Annotated in this window: 14 protein-coding genes; 8 read left to right on the top strand and 6 right to left on the bottom strand. The window is 71.0% G+C overall.

Annotated features, from left to right (window positions below):
• Positions 1-92: 92 nt before the first annotated feature.
• Genes KJK29_RS28640 through ybaK form a run of 3 tightly spaced genes read left to right on the top strand, consistent with a single transcriptional unit; the run spans position 93 to position 2,391 of the window.
• Entirely contained in the window at positions 93-1,124 is a 1,032-nt protein-coding gene (locus KJK29_RS28640) for a hypothetical protein (RefSeq protein WP_215122060.1), read from the top strand.
• An 11-nt stretch (positions 1,125-1,135) separates the two neighbouring features.
• Entirely contained in the window at positions 1,136-1,876 is a 741-nt protein-coding gene (locus KJK29_RS28635; RefSeq protein WP_215122059.1) for an LON peptidase substrate-binding domain-containing protein, read from the top strand.
• An 11-nt stretch (positions 1,877-1,887) separates the two neighbouring features.
• On the top strand, positions 1,888-2,391 hold the full coding sequence (ybaK, locus tag KJK29_RS28630; RefSeq protein ID WP_215122058.1) for a Cys-tRNA(Pro) deacylase: 504 nt from the start codon (positions 1,888-1,890) through the stop codon (positions 2,389-2,391).
• Between the two features lie 134 nt (positions 2,392-2,525).
• Here ybaK and KJK29_RS28625 read toward each other — a convergent pair whose 3' ends face one another.
• The 4 genes from KJK29_RS28625 to KJK29_RS28610 all read right to left on the bottom strand — a co-directional run bounded on the left by KJK29_RS28625 (position 2,526) and on the right by KJK29_RS28610 (position 6,530).
• A complete protein-coding gene (locus tag KJK29_RS28625; RefSeq protein WP_215122057.1) occupies positions 2,526-3,239 on the bottom strand; it encodes a DUF2567 domain-containing protein in 714 nt (237 codons plus the stop codon).
• 56 nt (positions 3,240-3,295) lie between these two features.
• A complete protein-coding gene (locus tag KJK29_RS28620; protein ID WP_215122056.1) occupies positions 3,296-4,117 on the bottom strand; it encodes an ABC transporter permease in 822 nt (273 codons plus the stop codon).
• 107 nt (positions 4,118-4,224) lie between these two features.
• Positions 4,225-5,199: an ABC transporter ATP-binding protein gene (locus KJK29_RS28615; protein ID WP_215122055.1), complete on the bottom strand. Its 975-nt coding sequence runs from the start codon at positions 5,197-5,199 to the stop codon at positions 4,225-4,227.
• 122 nt (positions 5,200-5,321) lie between these two features.
• Positions 5,322-6,530 (bottom strand): NYN domain-containing protein, encoded by a 1,209-nt coding sequence (locus KJK29_RS28610; protein ID WP_215122054.1) that lies wholly within the window; start codon positions 6,528-6,530, stop codon positions 5,322-5,324.
• Positions 6,531-6,752: 222 nt separating this feature from the next.
• Here KJK29_RS28610 and KJK29_RS28605 point away from each other — a divergent pair, with 222 nt between their 5' ends.
• Complete coding sequence (locus tag KJK29_RS28605) at positions 6,753-6,920, top strand: hypothetical protein (protein ID WP_251057969.1); 168 nt, start codon at positions 6,753-6,755, stop codon at positions 6,918-6,920.
• A gap of 96 nt (positions 6,921-7,016) precedes the next feature.
• On the opposite strand, the gene dnaE is transcribed toward KJK29_RS28605, so the two are convergent.
• Complete coding sequence (gene dnaE / locus KJK29_RS28600) at positions 7,017-10,559, bottom strand: DNA polymerase III subunit alpha (protein WP_215124500.1); 3,543 nt, start codon at positions 10,557-10,559, stop codon at positions 7,017-7,019.
• A gap of 215 nt (positions 10,560-10,774) precedes the next feature.
• Between dnaE and KJK29_RS28595 the strand changes: the two genes are divergently transcribed.
• The 4 genes from KJK29_RS28595 to KJK29_RS28580 all read left to right on the top strand — a co-directional run bounded on the left by KJK29_RS28595 (position 10,775) and on the right by KJK29_RS28580 (position 15,577).
• Positions 10,775-12,100 (top strand): DUF2252 domain-containing protein, encoded by a 1,326-nt coding sequence (locus tag KJK29_RS28595; RefSeq protein WP_215122052.1) that lies wholly within the window; start codon positions 10,775-10,777, stop codon positions 12,098-12,100.
• A gap of 81 nt (positions 12,101-12,181) precedes the next feature.
• Complete coding sequence (locus KJK29_RS28590; protein WP_215122051.1) at positions 12,182-12,877, top strand: hypothetical protein; 696 nt, start codon at positions 12,182-12,184, stop codon at positions 12,875-12,877.
• A 118-nt stretch (positions 12,878-12,995) separates the two neighbouring features.
• The gene (locus tag KJK29_RS28585) at positions 12,996-13,814 is read left to right on the top strand and encodes a thioredoxin domain-containing protein (RefSeq protein WP_215122050.1); all 819 of its coding nucleotides are present in this window, start codon (positions 12,996-12,998) and stop codon (positions 13,812-13,814) included.
• 92 nt (positions 13,815-13,906) lie between these two features.
• On the top strand, positions 13,907-15,577 hold the full coding sequence (locus KJK29_RS28580) for an alkaline phosphatase D family protein (protein ID WP_215122049.1): 1,671 nt from the start codon (positions 13,907-13,909) through the stop codon (positions 15,575-15,577).
• 4 nt (positions 15,578-15,581) lie between these two features.
• On the opposite strand, the gene KJK29_RS28575 is transcribed toward KJK29_RS28580, so the two are convergent.
• On the bottom strand, positions 15,582-16,151 hold the full coding sequence (locus tag KJK29_RS28575) for a dienelactone hydrolase family protein (RefSeq protein WP_215122048.1): 570 nt from the start codon (positions 16,149-16,151) through the stop codon (positions 15,582-15,584).
• Between the last annotated feature and the right edge of the window lie 26 nt (positions 16,152-16,177).

Raw genomic sequence — 16,177 nt, 5'->3', positions numbered from 1 at the left:
TGTCACACCTTTACCTTCTCTTGACCATCGGGCGTACAACTTTCGGCGAGTTCACCGAACCATCTGGCGCCGCTGTGACCAGCGGTCTTTCAATGGTCGACACCATGGCTCTGCAGCTCCCGTTCATCCGCGCGAGCCGGATGACAAGGACCGCCCCCCACCCCGTCGGCAGACCGAGCGCCGACGACGAGGTGCTGCTCGACGCGCCCGACGCCCGGCTGAGTCCGGCCCTGGTCGCCGCCGCCCGCGGCGACCACGGACCGGCCGCCGGGCTGCTCCAGGCCACCCGCGCGGCGGCCGAGTGGGAGCGACGCGACCGGTACGTGACCCGGCTGGCCGCCTTCGCCCGCTCCCGCCCCGAATGGCTGGACGCCTGGCTCGCCACCGCCCCGCACGACCCCGACGCGCTGCTGGTCGGGGCCCAGCTCGCGGTGGACCGCGCCTGGCTCTCCCCGGCCCGCGCCGAGCTGCTGCGCGAGGTGAGCCCGCTGCTCACGGCCGCGGCCCGGGGCGAGACGCGGGACCCGGTGCCGTGGCGGCTCGCGCTCGACCACGCACGGGGCGCGCAGGCCGGGCACAAGTACTTCGAGGAGCTGTGGGCGGCGGCCGTACGCCGTGCCCCGCACCACTACGGCTGCCATGTGGCGGCCCTGCGCTATCTGGCCGCCTTCTGGCACGGTTCGCACCAGGAGTGCTTCGACTTCGCCGACCGGGCCGCGCAGGACGCCCCCGCCGACGCGCTCGCCCAGGCGCTCCCGCTGCGGGCGGCCTTCGGCTATCTGACCGACGGCTGCGGACCCGAGGTGCCCCGCGCGCGGCTGGACGCCGCCGCCGACCGCGCGATCGCGCTGTCCCCGCTGCTGCCGGCGGCCGACCCCTGGCCCGCCCGGATGCGGAACATGCTGATCTTCGTCCTGGTGTGCCTGGAGCGCCGGCCGGACGCGGCCGAGCAACTGCGGCTGAACGGCCCGTACGCCACCTCCTTCCCCTGGGACCAGGTGTCGGACGACCCGCTCGGACACTTCCTGCGGGTACGCGACGACATCCGGGCCGGGGCGGCGGGCCGGCCCTCCTGGCATCCACGGAGTGACCGGGGCGGACGAGTCCGCTCCGGCGACCATTAGGCTTTTGCGTCGTGACCACCGTCCGGCTCCCCCTCTTCCCCCTGAACTCGGTCCTGTTCCCGGGGCTCGTGCTCCCGCTCAACGTCTTCGAGGAGCGGTATCGCGCCATGATGCGCGAGCTGCTGAAGACCCCGGAGGACGAGCCGCGCCGGTTCGCCGTCGTGGCGATCCGCGACGGCCACGAGGTGGCCCCGAGCGAGCCCGGCATGCCCGACCCGACGGCGCTGCCCGACAAGGGCCCGCTGGCCGGTTTCGGCGCGGACCCGGTCAGGGCGTTCCACAAGGTGGGCTGTGTGGCGGACGCGGCGACGATCCGGGAGCGGACCGACGGCTCCTTCGAGGTGCTGGCGACCGGCACCTCCCGGGTGCGGCTGCTGTCCGTCGACGCCTCCGGCCCCTTTCTGACGGCCGAACTGGAGACGCTGCCCGAGGATCCCGGCGACGAGGCCGCGCCGCTGGCCGAAGGAGTGCTGCGGTCCTTCCGCCAGTACCAGAAGCGGCTGGCCGGCGCGCGGGAACGCTCCCTGGCGACCGGTGCGGAGCTGCCCGACGAGCCGGGCGTGGTGTCGTATCTGGTGGCGGCGGCGATGATGCTGGACACCCCGTCCAAGCAGCGCCTGCTCCAGGCCCCCGACACGGCGTCCCGCCTGCGCGACGAGCTGAAACTCCTTCGCTCGGAGACGGCCATCATCCGTAATCTGCCGTCGTTGCCGGCGTCGGAACTGACGCGCGGCCCGATGAGCCTCAACTGAAGCGGACCGGCATGGCGAAGAAGTCGAAGAAGCAACAGCAGCAGGGCGGCACGCCCGCGACGGTCGCCCTCACGACGGCGGGCGTGGACTTCACCGTCCACTCCTACGACCACGACCCCGCCCACCCGTCCTACGGCGAGGAGGCGGCCGAGGCGATGGGCGTCTCACCCGACCGGGTCTTCAAGACCCTGGTGGCGGACGTCGACGGCACCCTGACGGTCGCCGTGGTCCCGGTCGCGGGCCAACTGGACCTCAAGTCCCTGGCGGCAGCGGTCGGCGGCAAACGCGCCACGATGGCCGACCCGACCCTGGCCGAACGCACCACGGGCTACGTCCGCGGCGGCATCTCCCCCTTGGGCCAGCGCAAGAAACTCCCCACGGTCCTCGACGCGTCGGCCTCGACCCACCCGACGATCTGCGTCTCGGCGGGGAGGAGGGGGCTGGAGGTGGAGCTGTCACCGGAGTCCCTGGCCACACTGACGGAGGCGGTCCTGGCACCGGTCAGCCGGGCCTAGAGCCTGCGGGCAGTCGAGCCTCCTGCCCCAGCTGCGGGCATGCGTGCCGCTAGGGGCGGCACGGGTGGGCGCAGACGGCGCCCCGCTCCGCCGGGCTGCGGACCCACCCGCGCCCCAGCCCCGACGCCGAGCACCTACGCGGCAGGCGGCGCCTCGTACGCCCCCTCGGGAAACTCCGGCTCAGGATCCCGAGGCCCGAACAACCCCGTAAGCCCCAGATGCAACACCAGCGCGGCCAACGGCCAGGCCAGCAACGCCCCCTTCGCCCCCAACTTCAACGGCGCGGAGAACGTCACCCCCCGCCCCACATCCCTCGCCCGCGCGATGACATCCTCCGCGGGCCCGAGCCACACCCCGAGCCGCCACGCCAGCAACGACCCGAGCAGCCCGCCGACGGCCAGCCCCACCACCAGCGGCACACCCCCACGCCGCCGCAGCAGGAAGACGACCAGCGCGCTGACGACCCCGAAGCCCAGCCCGAGCAGCGTGAACGTCCCGTCGACCCCGACGGCCTGCTCGCCCTCGGTGTCCTTGAGGTAGACGACCCAGTTGCCCTCCACCACGTCACCGACCAGCGGCACGTGCGGCGCGAGCCACCACCACAGCGCCCCGAGCAGCACCCCGCCGAGCGCGACGGCCAGCGAGATCACGGCGGCTTCCCGTACTTCGGTCTTCATGCCGGGGCCGTCCTGTCCGTACCAGCCGTGCCCGGCGCCCTCGGCGTACTCGGCGTGCTGAGACCCGGGAGCCTGGGGCCCGTTCGCCCCGGGCCCGGCGGCCGGCGGCTGCCACGCGTCCTGCGCGGAACGTTCATGCGGTGGCGGTGGCGGAGTCAGTGGTGCGGTCACCCTGCCATCGTGCCAGTCCCGCCTGTGCGCCGCGTCACCGGACGACCGCTCCGCGCTCACCGGACGGCCGCCCGGCGGTACGCCCAGGTCGCCACGGCCAGCGAGACGACGCCCACCACCCCGCACACCGCGAGGTCACCGAGCACGAAGGCCCAGTCGGGATGCGGCTCGAACGTCCGCGCGAAGGCCTCGACCCCATAGGTCGACGGCAGCAGATCCCGCGCGAAGCGCACGACCTCCGGCATCCGGTCCGCCGGCAGCACGCCCAGCAGCAGCGCCGCCGACATGCCCAGCTGCCCGAGCAGCGTGGCCAGCTCCGGCCGGGGCGCGAGCAGCCCCAGCGCCGCCCCCAGTCCGGCGAGCGCGGCGCCCGCGAGCGGGATCACGGCCAGGAGGACCCACAGATGGGCCAGCGGCAGCCCGAACAGCGCGCAGCCGAAGATCGCCGTCACGATGGTCCCCGGCACGGTGAACGAGGCGTACGCGCCCGCCGCGCCCAGCACCACCGCCGCCGGCGGCACCGGCAGGGTCGCGTAGTGGTCGAGTCCGCCGCTCGCCCGAAGCTGCCCGAAATACTGCGCGAGCAGGTTCAGCGCGACGAAGGCCACGACCAGGACCGAAGAGCCGGCGACGACCGCCTGCGCCTCCGCCCCGTCGTCCACGACCCCGCGCATCAGGATCATGATGCCGATCGACTGGAAGGTCGCCACGAACAGCAGCGGGATCCGCGCGACCCGCGCCCGGGACAGCTGCGCCCGGTACACGGCCGCCAGCGAGGGCCACAGCCGCGCCCTGGGCCCGAGCTCGGCCGCGCACGCGGCGGGCTCCTCCACGGCCAGGGCACTGCCCGGCAGGACATCGGCGGGTACGACACTCACGTCGCGCTGCTCCCCTTCGCTCGGGTCCACTGCGGCAGTCGCCCTGTTCGGTACGTATGCGGCGGCCTGTGTACTCAAGCCCCCCGCACTCAAGGCCCCGGTGCTCCTCACGCCTTCACCAGCCCCTGCTGCACGGCACCGCCCAGGGCCAGATAGACGTCCTCCAGGCTGGGCGTGGCCAGCGTGAAGTCGTCCAGGGCGGCGAAGGCGGCCCCGCCGGTGACGGTGGCGACGACCGCCCGGGCCTCCTCGGGCCCGAGCCGGAGCGTCCAGCGGCGGCCCGACTCCACGACGCGGTCCCGCAGCGCGGCGACCTCCGGGACGTGCAGCGGCGGCGCGTCGCGCCAGACCAGCTCCACCCGCACCTCACCGGCGACCTGCTCCTTGAGCCCGGCCGGGGTGTCGCAGGCGATCACCTTCCCCCGGTCGAGGACGGCCACCCGGTCCAGCACGGTCTCGGCCTCGATGACGTTGTGGGTGACGAGCAGCACCGTCGTCCCCCGTTCGGCCCGTCGCCGGTCGACGGCGGACCACACGGCCCGTCGCGCCACCGGGTCCATGCCGGAGGTCGGCTCGTCGAGCACGAGGAGCGAGCGCTCCCCCACCAGTGCCGCGGCGAAGCACGCAAGACGCCGCTGGCCCCCGGAGAGCTTCTTCAGGGGCCGCCCGGCGAGGGCCGAGAGCCCCAGCTCGTCGAGTACGTCGTCCCGCTCGGCCCGCGCGGCCCGTACGTCCAGGCCGCGCAGCCGTCCGGTGGTCTCGGCGGCGAGCGACACGGTCAGCTCGTCGAGGGCGGTCGACTCCTGACCGAGGTAGGCGAGGATGCGCGCGGCCCGTTCCGGGTGGCGCACGATGTCGTGCCCGAGGATCTCCACACAGCCGCGGTCGGGCCGCATCAGCCCGGTGAGCTGTCGTACGAGGGTGGACTTGCCGGCGCCGTTCGGCCCGAGCAGGCCGAAGATCTCGCCGCGCCGGATGTCCAGCGTCACGTCGTCCGTGGCCCGGACCTCGGGTGTTCCCGGCGCGCCGCGCCGGCCCCGGACCGCCGGATAGGTCTTGGTCAGCCCGCGGACCGCGCACACGACGTCACCATCGTGCCGAAATGCCTGTGCCGCGCGCTTACTCACAAGGGACGAGACTACGGGGTCGGGAACCCCGGCCGGCTCTCGGGTCGGTCGATTCCGGGAAATCCGCTCGCGAGGACTCAGTCGTCGACGGGCGTGTGTTCCACGCCCGTGCGCACGCCGATCTCCCGCCAGAAACCGGCCCGGATGGCGTAACGGTCCCGCTCGTCGATCTGGTCGTCCTTGTGGGCGAGCAGGCCGAAGCGGGCGGCGTAGCGCAGCAGCTCCCCGTCGACGCGGTGCGGGATGCGCGGGTACATCCCGGACAGTTTCGGCAGCTGGCTCTGGTCGCCGAGGCGCTCAACCCAGCGCCGCGCGAAGACCTGCCCCACCTCGTAGGGGTCGCCGCCGACCGTGGTGATGTCCTCCTCGCGGTCGGCCCACCGCTGCTCGGCCGTGGTCAGCTGGGCGAGCGTCGGCATCGAGGCGGCCTCGGGGGGCTCGGCCGTGGGCCGGTCGACCCAGCCCTTGTCGGAGGACCAGCGAAGGGTGGCGGAGGCGGGGGGCTGGGCGGGCTGGGTTCCAGGGGCGCGCAGGGCCGCCAGGTCTTTGGGCGTGGGGACGCCTTTGGAGGCGGGGACCCGCTCCTCGGTGCCGTTCGGCCCGGGGCCGGCCGCCGGGTGCGGGGGCGGCGGGGCGGGCCGCTCGGCCGTGGCGAGCGAGGACTCGGGCAGCGGCGCGGAGAGGATCGCGGCGATCTCGGGCCGGGGCACGGGCTGCGGGGCGCACACACCGGTGTACTCCTTGGCGCGGACCGCCTTGGTGATCCACGTGCGGTCCAGGACGCGCCGCTCGTCGGCCTCGGCGACCAGGTCCTCGGACTGGTTGTAGTCGCCGTCGGCGGCCTGGACGGCCCACAGGTGGACGGCGACGCCGTGCTCCTTGGCGGCCATCATGCCGGGCAGCAGGTCGCCGTCGCCGGTGACGAGGACGATGTCGGAGCAGGCGCGGTTGCGGGCCAGCTCGGTGAGCTCGGCGTGCATCGCGGCGTCCACGCCCTTCTGCGCCCAGCGGCCGTCGCTGCGGGTCAGCGCGCCGAGCCGGACGGTGACCCGGGGCATCACGCGCAGCCGGCGGTGTTCGGGCTGCGGGACGCGGTCGGGGGCGCCGTCGAACCAGTAGATGCGCAGCAGGGGCTGCTGCGTATCGGACTCGGCGCGTTCGCGCAGCCCCTGGATGAGGGCCGTGTGGTCGACGGTGATGCGGGATCGTGAGGGCTCCCCGGCGAGGAGACTCGCCGCCGCTCCCAGCAGATACCCGGCGTCCACCAGGACGATGCAGCGGTCCACACGACTCACCCTCTTCCCAGGAGGTTTGCTTCGGGCTTGCTTCGAGTCTGCCCGACGGTGCGGAGGTTAACGGCCGGAACTCGATCTTCGGCGTGGCGTTTCGGGCCTTCCCGCTCCGACCAGCCCTGTCACGCACGGTAATTGTCCGACATGCGATCGTTGTCGGCCTGTGTGAATCTGGTCCCGGCCCTGGCCCCTAGATCCCCCACAGGAGGCATCACCATGGCCAAGAACAAGAACCGTGACCGTAAGCAGCAGCGTCCCACCGAGCGTGGCCAGCGGGCGGACCGCAGCCCCGCGGCGCAGACGGAACCCCAGCCCGAGGTCGAGGTGGCCGCCCCCGGCGACATCGCGACCCGCAAGCGGAAGCGCAGCTTCGGCCACAACTGACATCTGCGTGACGGGTCGTTGAGACCCACTCGTATGCGCATACGCGTGAGGGGCGTACCCGGTACCGGGTACGCCCCTCACGCGCGTCGAGATCCCTCAGCCGGCCAGGCAGGCCGGCCCGAGGAGCACCTTCAGGTCACCGAAGAGCGCCGGGTCCGGCTTCACCCGGTGCCGGTCCAGGCGCAGCACGGTGGTCTTGGTCGGCCCCTGGAGCTTGATCCGGACCTCGCTGTCGCCCTTGTGGTGGCTGAGGACCTCGCCGAGGCGGCTGACCAGCGGCGGGGTGACCCGGGTGGCCGGGATGGTGAGGATCACGGGCGCGTTGGTGCCCGCGTTCGACAGGTCCGGCACCATCAGCTCCATCGCGACGAGCCGCGGCACGTCCTCCCGCTTGTCGAGACGGCCCTTGACGAACACCACGGCGTCCTCGACCAGTTGGGTCGAGACGAGCTGGTAGGTCGCGGGGAAGAACATGCACTCGATCGAGCCGGCGAGGTCCTCGACGGTGGCGATGGCCCAGGCGTTGCCCTGCTTGGTCATCTTGCGCTGGAGGCCCGAGATGATGCCGCCGATGGTCACCACGGAGCCATCGGAGTAGTCACCTCCGGTGAGCTGGGAGATGCCCGCGTCGGCCTTGTCGGACAGGATGTGCTCCAGGCCGAACAGCGGGTGGTCGGAGACGTACAGACCGAGCATCTCCCGCTCCTGGGCGAGCAGATAGGTCTTGTCCCACTCGTCGGGGGAGAACTCCACGTCGAGCCCGAAGCCCGGCTCGCTGGTCTCGGCCGCCTCGCCCATGCCGCCGAAGAGGTCGAACTGTCCCTCGGCCTCCTTGCGCTTGACCGCGACCACGTTGTCGATCATCGGTTCGTAGTGCGCGGTCAGGCCCTTGCGGGTGTGGTTCATGGCGTCGAAGGCGCCGGCCTTGATCAGCGATTCGGTGGTGCGCTTGTTGCAGACCACCGCCTCCACCTTGTCGAGGTAGTCCGGGAAGGAGACGTACTTCCCCTTGGCCTTGCGGCACCTGATGATCGACTCGACGACGTTCGTGCCGACGTTGCGGACGGCGGAGAGGCCGAAGAGGATCACGTCGTCGCCCTGGGCCGCGAAGTTGGACATCGACTCGTTGACGTCCGGCGGGAGCACCTTGATGCCCATGCGGCGGCACTCGTTGAGGTAGACGGCCGACTTGTCCTTGTCGTCCTTCACCGAGGTGAGCAGGGCGGCCATGTACTCGGCGGGGTGGTTCGCCTTGAGGTACGCCGTCCAGTACGAGACCAGGCCGTACGCGGCGGAGTGGGCCTTGTTGAACGCGTAACCGGCGAAGGGGACCAGCACGTCCCACAGGGCCTGGATGGCCTCGTCGCTGAAGCCCTTCTTGCGGGCGCCCTCCTGGAAGAGGACGAAGTTCTTCGCCAGTTCCTCGGGCTTCTTCTTGCCCATGACGCGGCGGAGGATGTCGGCCTCGCCGAGCGAGTACCCGGCGATGATCTGGGCGGCCTTCTGCACCTGCTCCTGGTACACGATCAGGCCGTGGGTGACGTCCAGGACCTCCTTGAGGGGCTCTTCGAGCTCCTTGTGGATGGGCGTGATCTCCTGCTGGCCGTTCTTTCGAAGGGCGTAGTTCGTGTGGGAGTTCATGCCCATCGGGCCCGGGCGGTACAGGGCCGACACGGCGGAGATGTCTTCGAAGTTGTCCGGCTTCATCAGCCGGAGCAGGGAGCGCATCGGGCCGCCGTCGAACTGGAAGACGCCGAGGGTGTCGCCGCGCTGGAGCAGCTCGAAGGTCGTGGGGTCGTCGAGCGGGAGGCTCAGGAGGTCGATGTCGACCCCCTTGTTGGACTTCACCATCTTGACGGCGTCGTCCATGATCGTGAGGTTGCGCAGGCCGAGGAAGTCCATCTTCAGCAGGCCGAGCGACTCGCAGCTCGGGTAGTCCCACTGGGTGATGGTGACCTTGTCCGTGTGCCTGACCCAGACGGGGACGTGGTCGGTGATCGTCTCGCTGGACATGATCACGCCGGCGGCGTGCACACCCATCTGGCGGACCAGGCCCTCGACGCCCTTGGCGGTGTCGATGACCTTCTTCACGTCCGGCTCGTTCTCGTACATCCCCCGGATCTCGCCCGCCTCCGAGTAGCGGGGGTGCTCGGGGTTGGTGATGCCGTCGAGGTTGATGCCCTTGCCGAGGACGTCGGCGGGCATGGCCTTGGTGAGGCGGTCGCCCATCGCGTACGGGTAGCCCAGCACGCGCGCGGAGTCCTTGATCGCGTTCTTGGCCTTGATGGTGCCGTAGGTGCCGATCATGGCGACCTTGTCGGCGCCGTACTTCTCCGTCACGTACCGGATCACCTCGACGCGCCGGCGCTCGTCGAAGTCGATGTCGACATCGGGCATGGAGACGCGCTCGGGGTTGAGGAACCGCTCGAAGATCAGGCCGTGCGGGATGGGGTCGAGGTCGGTGATGCCCATCGCGTAGGCGACGATCGAGCCGGCCGCGGAGCCTCGGCCGGGGCCGACCGCGATGCCCTGCTTCTTGGCCCACATGATGAAGTCGGCGACCACGAGGAAGTAGCCCGGGAAGCCCATCGAGATGATGGTGTCCATCTCGTACTCCGCCTGCTTCTGGCGGTCCTCGGGGACGCCGCCGGGGAAGCGGCGCTCCATGCCGCGGCGCACCTCCTCCTTGAACCAGGTGACCTCGGTGTACCCCTCCGGGATGTCGAACTTGGGCATGAGGTCGCGCTTCTCGAACATGCCCGTGGTGTCGACCATCTCGGCGATCAGCCGGGTGTTGGCGCAGCCCTCCTGCCAGGCGTCCGAGGAGTCGATGGCGTACATCTCGTCGGTGGACTTCAGGTAGTAGCCGGTGCCGTCGAACCGGAAGCGGTCGGGGTCGGAGAGGTTCTTGCCGGTCTGGATGCACAGCAGGGCGTCGTGGGCGGACGCCTCGTGCGAGTAGGTGTAGTGCGAGTCGTTGGTGACCAGCGGGGGGATGCCGAGCTTCTTGGAGATCTCCAGCAGGCCGTCGCGGACCCGGCGCTCGATCTCGATGCCGTGGTCCATCAGCTCCAGGAAGTAGCGGTCCTTGCCGAAGATGTCCTGGTAGTCGGCGGCGGCCTTGAGGGCCTCGTCGAAGTGGCCGAGGCGCAGCCGGGTCTGGACCTCGCCGGAGGGGCAGCCGGTGGAGGCGACGATGCCCTCGGACCACTGGGCGATGGTCTCCTTGTCCATCCGGGGCCACTTCTGGAGCCAGCCCTCCGCGTACGCGTCGGAGGACAGCCGGAAGATGTTGTGCAGGCCGGTGCTGTTCACCGCCCACATCGTCTTGTGGGTGTATCCACCGGAACCGGAGACGTCGTCCCGCTTCTGGTGCGGCTGGCCCCACTGGATCTTGCGCTTGTTGCGGCGGGACTCGGGCGCGACGTACGCCTCGATGCCGATGATCGGCGTGACCCCGGCCTTCTGCGCGGTGTGGAAGAAGTCGTACGCCCCGTGGAGGTTGCCGTGGTCGGACATGGCGATGTGCGACATGCCCATCTCGTTGCACGCGTTGAACATGTCCTTCAGCCGCGCGGCACCGTCCAGCAGCGAGTACTGGGTGTGGACGTGCAGGTGCGTGAACGGCGGCTTTGACACGGCTTCGGCCTCCAGGGAGAACATCGGTCGAATGGGGTCCGACAGGCTGCGCACAGTCTGGGGGACAGCGTCGAAGTCTATGCCTCGGCACTGACACTCCGAGGGCTGACCCGCGTACCTTCGGGCGAGGGTCGCGGGCACTCCCGCGACCCGCCGCACGTTAGTCAAGGGGCGGACCTGCCGCCCCGAACATCTGCACCAGGAGGCACCCAGCGATGTCGTTCCCGCCGCTCGACGACGAGCACCGCGGCGAAGAAATCCTCGCCGTCTTCGACACCGCCTTCGGCCAGCTGCTGGCCGCCGACCCGGCCGCGTTCCGGGTGAAGTTCCGGAAGATGGCGGCCTCGGCCTTCGCCTTCTACCGGGGCACGGCGTGCCTCTTCTACAACGACCTCGAGGCGGAGAAGCGGGGCGGGCCGTACCTGGACGAGCGCACCTCGCGCGTGTGGATCCACGGCGACCTGCACGCGGAGAACTTCGGCACGTACATGGACGCCAACGGCCGGCTGATCTTCAACGTCAACGACTTCGACGAGGCCTACGTCGGCCCCTTCACCTGGGACCTGAAGCGCTTCGCCGCGTCCATCGCGCTGATCGGGTACGCGAAGGCGCTCAGCGACGAGCAGATCTCCGAGCTGGTGACGATCTACGCGGTGGCCTACCGCGAGCGGATCCACGCCCTGGCCACGGGTGCGAAGAGCGACGAGGTGCCGCCGTTCACGCTGGACACCGCGCAGGGCCCGCTGCTGGACGCGCTGCGGGACGCCCGCTCGCTGACCCGGTTCAGCCTGCTGGAGTCGATGACGGAGATCCGCGACTTCGAGCGCCGCTTCGCCCCGGGCGGCGGCTCCGTCGAGCTGGACGCGGCCACGCGCTACAAGGTCCTCGCCGCCTTCGACGGCTATCTGGAGACGCTGCCGGACAGCTCGCTGGCCCGCCCGGACTCCTACCGCGTGAAGGACGTCGTCGGCCGGCGCGGCATCGGCATCGGCTCGGCGGGGCTGCCGTCGTACAACATCCTTCTGGAGGGCCACAGCGACGCCCTGGAGAACGATGTCGTGATCTACATCAAGCAGGCCCAGACCCCGGCCGTCTCCCGGCACATCACGGACCAGGCGATCCGTGACTACTTCCAGCACGAGGGGCACCGCACGGTCATCTCCCAGCGCGCCCTCCAGGCCCACGCCGACCCGTGGCTGGGCTGGACGGAGCTGGACGGCTCGGGCCAGCTGGTCGCCGAGGTCTCGCCGTACGCGGTGGATCTCGACTGGGGCGACATCGACGACCCGGAGGAGATCGCCCAGGTGGTGGCCGACCTCGGCCGGGCGACGGCGACCATGCACTCGGCGGCGGACGACCAGTCCGGGGAGTCGCTGGTGCCGTTCTCCACGGAGCGGGCCATCGACGCGGCGATCGCGGCCGACGAGGACGGCTTCCCGCCGCTGCTGGTCGACTTCGCGCACACCTACGGCGCACGCGCGCGCGGCGACCACCAGACCTTCGTGGACCTGTTCCGCAACGGCCGGATCCCGGGCCTGTAGCCGGGGCTTTCGCCGTCCGCTCCCCCACAGGCATCCTTTAGGGGTCTCTTACCGGCCCCCATGACAGACTCTCCTTTCGCTATGGACATATCCGGGATCCAGCTCAGAGCCGTACGCGCGGCGCTGTTCACGGCAGTGGTCGTGACACTCAGCACCGCGTCGCACGTGCTGCTGTCCCAGGTCCCGCTCCCGATGGGCACGGTGGCCGCGGTCGCCGCCGCCGTGTTCGTGATCGCGTACGCCCTGGCGGGCCGCGAGCGCTCCTTCGGGCGGATCGCGGCCCTGCTGATCCCGCTGGAACTGGCCGCCGACACGGTGTTCACCGCAGGTCAGCACGCCTGCTACGGCCGGGCCGGCGGCCCGGTCGCCGGTCCGCTGCGTTCGGTCGGTCTGGACGTGCTGTGCGGGGGCGGCGAGGTGGGCACCCCGCTGGCGCGGATGGCCGGGGCCACCGGCACCGACCGGCTCGCGGCCGCGGTCGCGCACGCCGACCCGGCCACCGCCTGGCTGCTGCTCGGGGCGCACATCGGCGTGGGCCTGGTCGCCGCCGTCTGGCTGCGCCGCGGCGAGCGGGCCCTGGCCCAGCTGCTGCGGGCCGTGGCGGCCACGACGTTCCGGCCGCTGCTGCTGGCCGTCGCCGCGGTCGCGGTGGAGCGGTCCCCGGCCGGGCGGTGTCTGCCGTCGCGCGCCGCCGACCGCACGCCCACCGCCCGAGACCTGATCCTCGCGTACACCTTGGGGCGGCGTGGACCGCCGTGCTCGCCCGCCTTCGTCTGAGGCGCTCCGGCACTTTTCACTCCTCGGGCTTTCGAGCTCTTGAGCTTTCGAGCACAGGCAGTCCCCCTACGCATTCCGCACACCCACGTGTGCGCGTCCCCTTACGGAGAACATCACCATGAGCAAGCGGAACACCCAGGCGGCGAAGACGGCGGCCCGCGAGCGGCTGCGCGCCGAGCGCGAGCGCGAGGCCAAGCGCGCCAAGGCCAAGCGGCAGATCGTCGTCGCCTGCTCCATCGTCGGCGTCCTGGCGATAGCCGGCGGCATCGGCTACGCGGTCGTCCAGGCCAACAAGCCCAGCTACTGGGAGGGCCAGAAGGACGCCAAGGTCGTCACGCCCGCCAACACCACGGGCACCAAGGGCACCACGGTCGTCATCGGCAAGGACTCGGCCAAGAAGACCCTGAAGGTCTACGAGGACGCGCGCTGCCCCGTGTGCGCCCAGTTCGAGCAGACCGTCGGTCCGACCGTGAAGAAGGACATCGACGACGGCAAGTACAAGATGCAGTTCGTCGGTGCCACGTTCATCGACAACAAGGACAACGGCGAGGGCTCCAAGAACGCGCTGAGCGCGATGGGCGCCGCGCTGAACGTGAGCGACGCCGCGTTCCTCGACTACAAGGCCGCGCTGTACTCGGCGAAGTTCCACCCGGAGGAGACGACCGACAAGTTCAAGGACGACAGCTACCTCATCAAGGTCGCGAACACCGTCCCCGAGCTGAAGGACAACAAGAAGTTCCAGGACGCGGTCAAGAAGGGCACCTACGACGCCTGGGCGATGGCCATGTCCAAGAGCTTCGACGACAACAAGGACGGGGTGACGGGCACCCCGGGCTTCGTCATGGACGGCAAGCAGCTCACCGCCGACAACCAGGGCACGCCGCTGATGACCGTGGCCGACTTCAACAGGGTGGTCGGCGAGGCCCTCAAGAAGTGACGGCGGGTCCGGTCCGGGCCACCGCGTGAAGAGCGGGCGAACTTCCGGAGTTCGCCCGCTCTGGTGCATACTGATCAGTAACCTGATCGACCGTGACCAGTCGATACAGATCATCGAAGACATCCGAGGGCCTCAACTTCCTCCACCCGCGCCGGCGTACGGTCGTCAAGGCCGCGGCGGCGACCGCTGTCCTGGCCGGGCCGCTCGCCGCCTCCCTGCCCGCGCGCGCCGCCGACCAGGCCCCCGCCTTCCTGCACGGCGTGGCCTCCGGTGACCCTCTGCCCGACGGTGTCCTGCTGTGGACCCGCGTGACCCCCGTGCCGGAGGCGGTCGCCGGCTCCGGTCTGGGCCCGGACACCGAGGTGAGCTGGGTCGTCGCCGAGGACCGGGCGTTCACCACGATCGTCGCCAAGGGCTCCACCACGGCGAAGGCCGCCTCCGACCACACGGTGAAGGCCGACATCCGGGGCCTCAGGCCGGCCACCGACTACTGGTTCCGCTTCTCCAGTGGCGGCACCGACTCCCCCGCCGCGCGCACCCGCACCGCCCCGGCGGCCGACGCGGCCGTCGCGAACCTCCGCTTCGGCGTGGTCTCCTGCGCCAACTGGGAGGCCGGTTACTTCTCCTCGTACCGCCATCTCGCGGCCCGCGGCGACCTGGACGCCTGGCTGCATCTCGGCGACTACATCTACGAGTACGGCACCGGCGAGTACGGCACGCGCGGCACGGTCGTACGGCCGCACGCCCCGGCCCACGAGATCGTCACGCTCGCCGACTACCGCATACGGCACGCGCGCTACAAGACCGACCCGGACCTCCAGGCCCTGCACACCGCGGCTCCGGTCGTGGCGATCTGGGACGACCACGAGTTCGCCAACGACGCCTGGCCGGGCGGTGCCGAGAACCACACGGAGGGCGCGGAGGGCGCCTGGTCCGCGCGTCAGGCCGCCGCCAAGCAGGCCTACTTCGAGTGGATGCCGGTGCGTCCGGCGATCGCGGGCACCACCTACCGCCGGCTGCGTTTCGGCAAGCTGGCCGATCTCTCGCTGCTGGACCTGAGGTCCTTCCGCTCGCAGCAGGTCAAGGTGGGCAACGGCGAGGTCGACGACCCGGACCGCACGCTCACCGGCCGCGCCCAGCTCGACTGGCTCAAGGCGGGGCTGACGGCGTCCGACACCACCTGGCGGCTGGTCGGCAACTCGGTGATGATCTCGCCGTTCGCCATAGGCTCGCTCTCCGCCGATCTGCTGAAGCCCCTCGCCAAGCTGCTCGGCCTGCCGCAGGAGGGCCTGGCCCTCAACACCGACCAGTGGGACGGCTACACCGACGACCGCCGCGAGATCCTGGCCCATCTGCGCGCGGGCGCGATCCGCAACACGGTCTTCCTGACCGGCGACATCCACATGGCCTGGGCCAACGACGTACCGGTGAACGCCGGCACCTACCCGCTGTCCCCGTCCGCCGCCACGGAGTTCGTCGTCACCTCGGTCACCTCCGACAACCTCGACGACATCGTCAAAGTCCCCGAGGGCACGGTCTCCGCGGTCGCCTCACCCGTCATCCGCGCCGCCAACCGCCACGTCCACTGGGTCGACACCGACCGCCACGGCTACGGCGTCCTGGACATCACGGCCGAGCGGGCGCAGATGGACTACTACGTCCTCTCCGGCCGCGCGACCCGCGACGCGACCGCCAAGTGGGCCCGCTCCTACCGCACCCGCAGCGGCACCCAGAAGCTCGAGCGGGTCCACGACCCGGTGTAAGCGTTCACAGGCTCTCAAGGAAGCCGAGCGCCACCCGCCAGGTGGCCTCGGCGGCCTCCTCGTCGTAGTCCGGCAGGTCGGGGTCGGTGTAGAGGTGACCGGCCCCGGCGTAGCGGTACACCTCGACGTCCGCGCCGGTCCGGCCCATCTGGAGATACCAGGCGCTGAGCCAGTCGTCCGTCTCGAAGGGGTCCGGCTCCGCCACGTGCAGCTGGACCGGGAGGTCGTCCGCCGTGGCGTCCGGCGCGATGTCCGACGTGCCGTGCAGGAGCAGCAGCCCGCGCGCCTTGTCGTCGCCGAGGGCGAGGGTCTGGGCGATCGAGGCGCCGAGCGAGAATCCCGCGTACACCAGCCCGCGCTCGGAGTAGGGCGCGGCCGCCAGTACGGCCCGCTTCAGCAGCTCGTCCTTACCGATCTTCTCCTGGTGCTCCATGCCCTCCTCGACCGCCTCGAAGGTGCGCCCCTCGAAGAGGTCGGGCGTCCACACCTCGTGTCCGGCCGTGCGCAGCCGGTCAGCGGCCCGGAGCACCGCGGGCCGCAGCCCCTGGGTCGAGTGAAAGAGCATGATGTTCATGAAGCCCATGGTGCCAGCCGGGTGTG

Origin of the sequence: Streptomyces koelreuteriae (assembly GCF_018604545.1) — a bacterium.
Classification (GTDB): Bacteria; Actinomycetota; Actinomycetes; order Streptomycetales; family Streptomycetaceae; genus Streptomyces; species Streptomyces koelreuteriae.
The sequence above is the reverse complement of the archived record's forward strand: the minus strand, read 5'-3'. Positions and strand labels throughout refer to the sequence as shown.

Bases quoted from the DNA above. Each gene is read 5' to 3' on its own strand.
- KJK29_RS28575 (WP_215122048.1), bottom strand. From the start codon at position 16,151: ATGAACATCATGCTCTTTCACTCGACCCAGGGGCTGCGGCCCGCGGTG.
- KJK29_RS28605 (WP_251057969.1), top strand. From the start codon at position 6,753: ATGGCCAAGAACAAGAACCGTGACCGTAAGCAGCAGCGTCCCACCGAG.
- KJK29_RS28595 (WP_215122052.1), top strand. From the start codon at position 10,775: ATGTCGTTCCCGCCGCTCGACGACGAGCACCGCGGCGAAGAAATCCTC.
- KJK29_RS28585 (WP_215122050.1), top strand. From the start codon at position 12,996: ATGAGCAAGCGGAACACCCAGGCGGCGAAGACGGCGGCCCGCGAGCGG.
- ybaK (WP_215122058.1), top strand. From the start codon at position 1,888: ATGGCGAAGAAGTCGAAGAAGCAACAGCAGCAGGGCGGCACGCCCGCG.
- KJK29_RS28590 (WP_215122051.1), top strand. From the start codon at position 12,182: ATGGACATATCCGGGATCCAGCTCAGAGCCGTACGCGCGGCGCTGTTC.
- KJK29_RS28640 (WP_215122060.1), top strand. From the start codon at position 93: ATGGTCGACACCATGGCTCTGCAGCTCCCGTTCATCCGCGCGAGCCGG.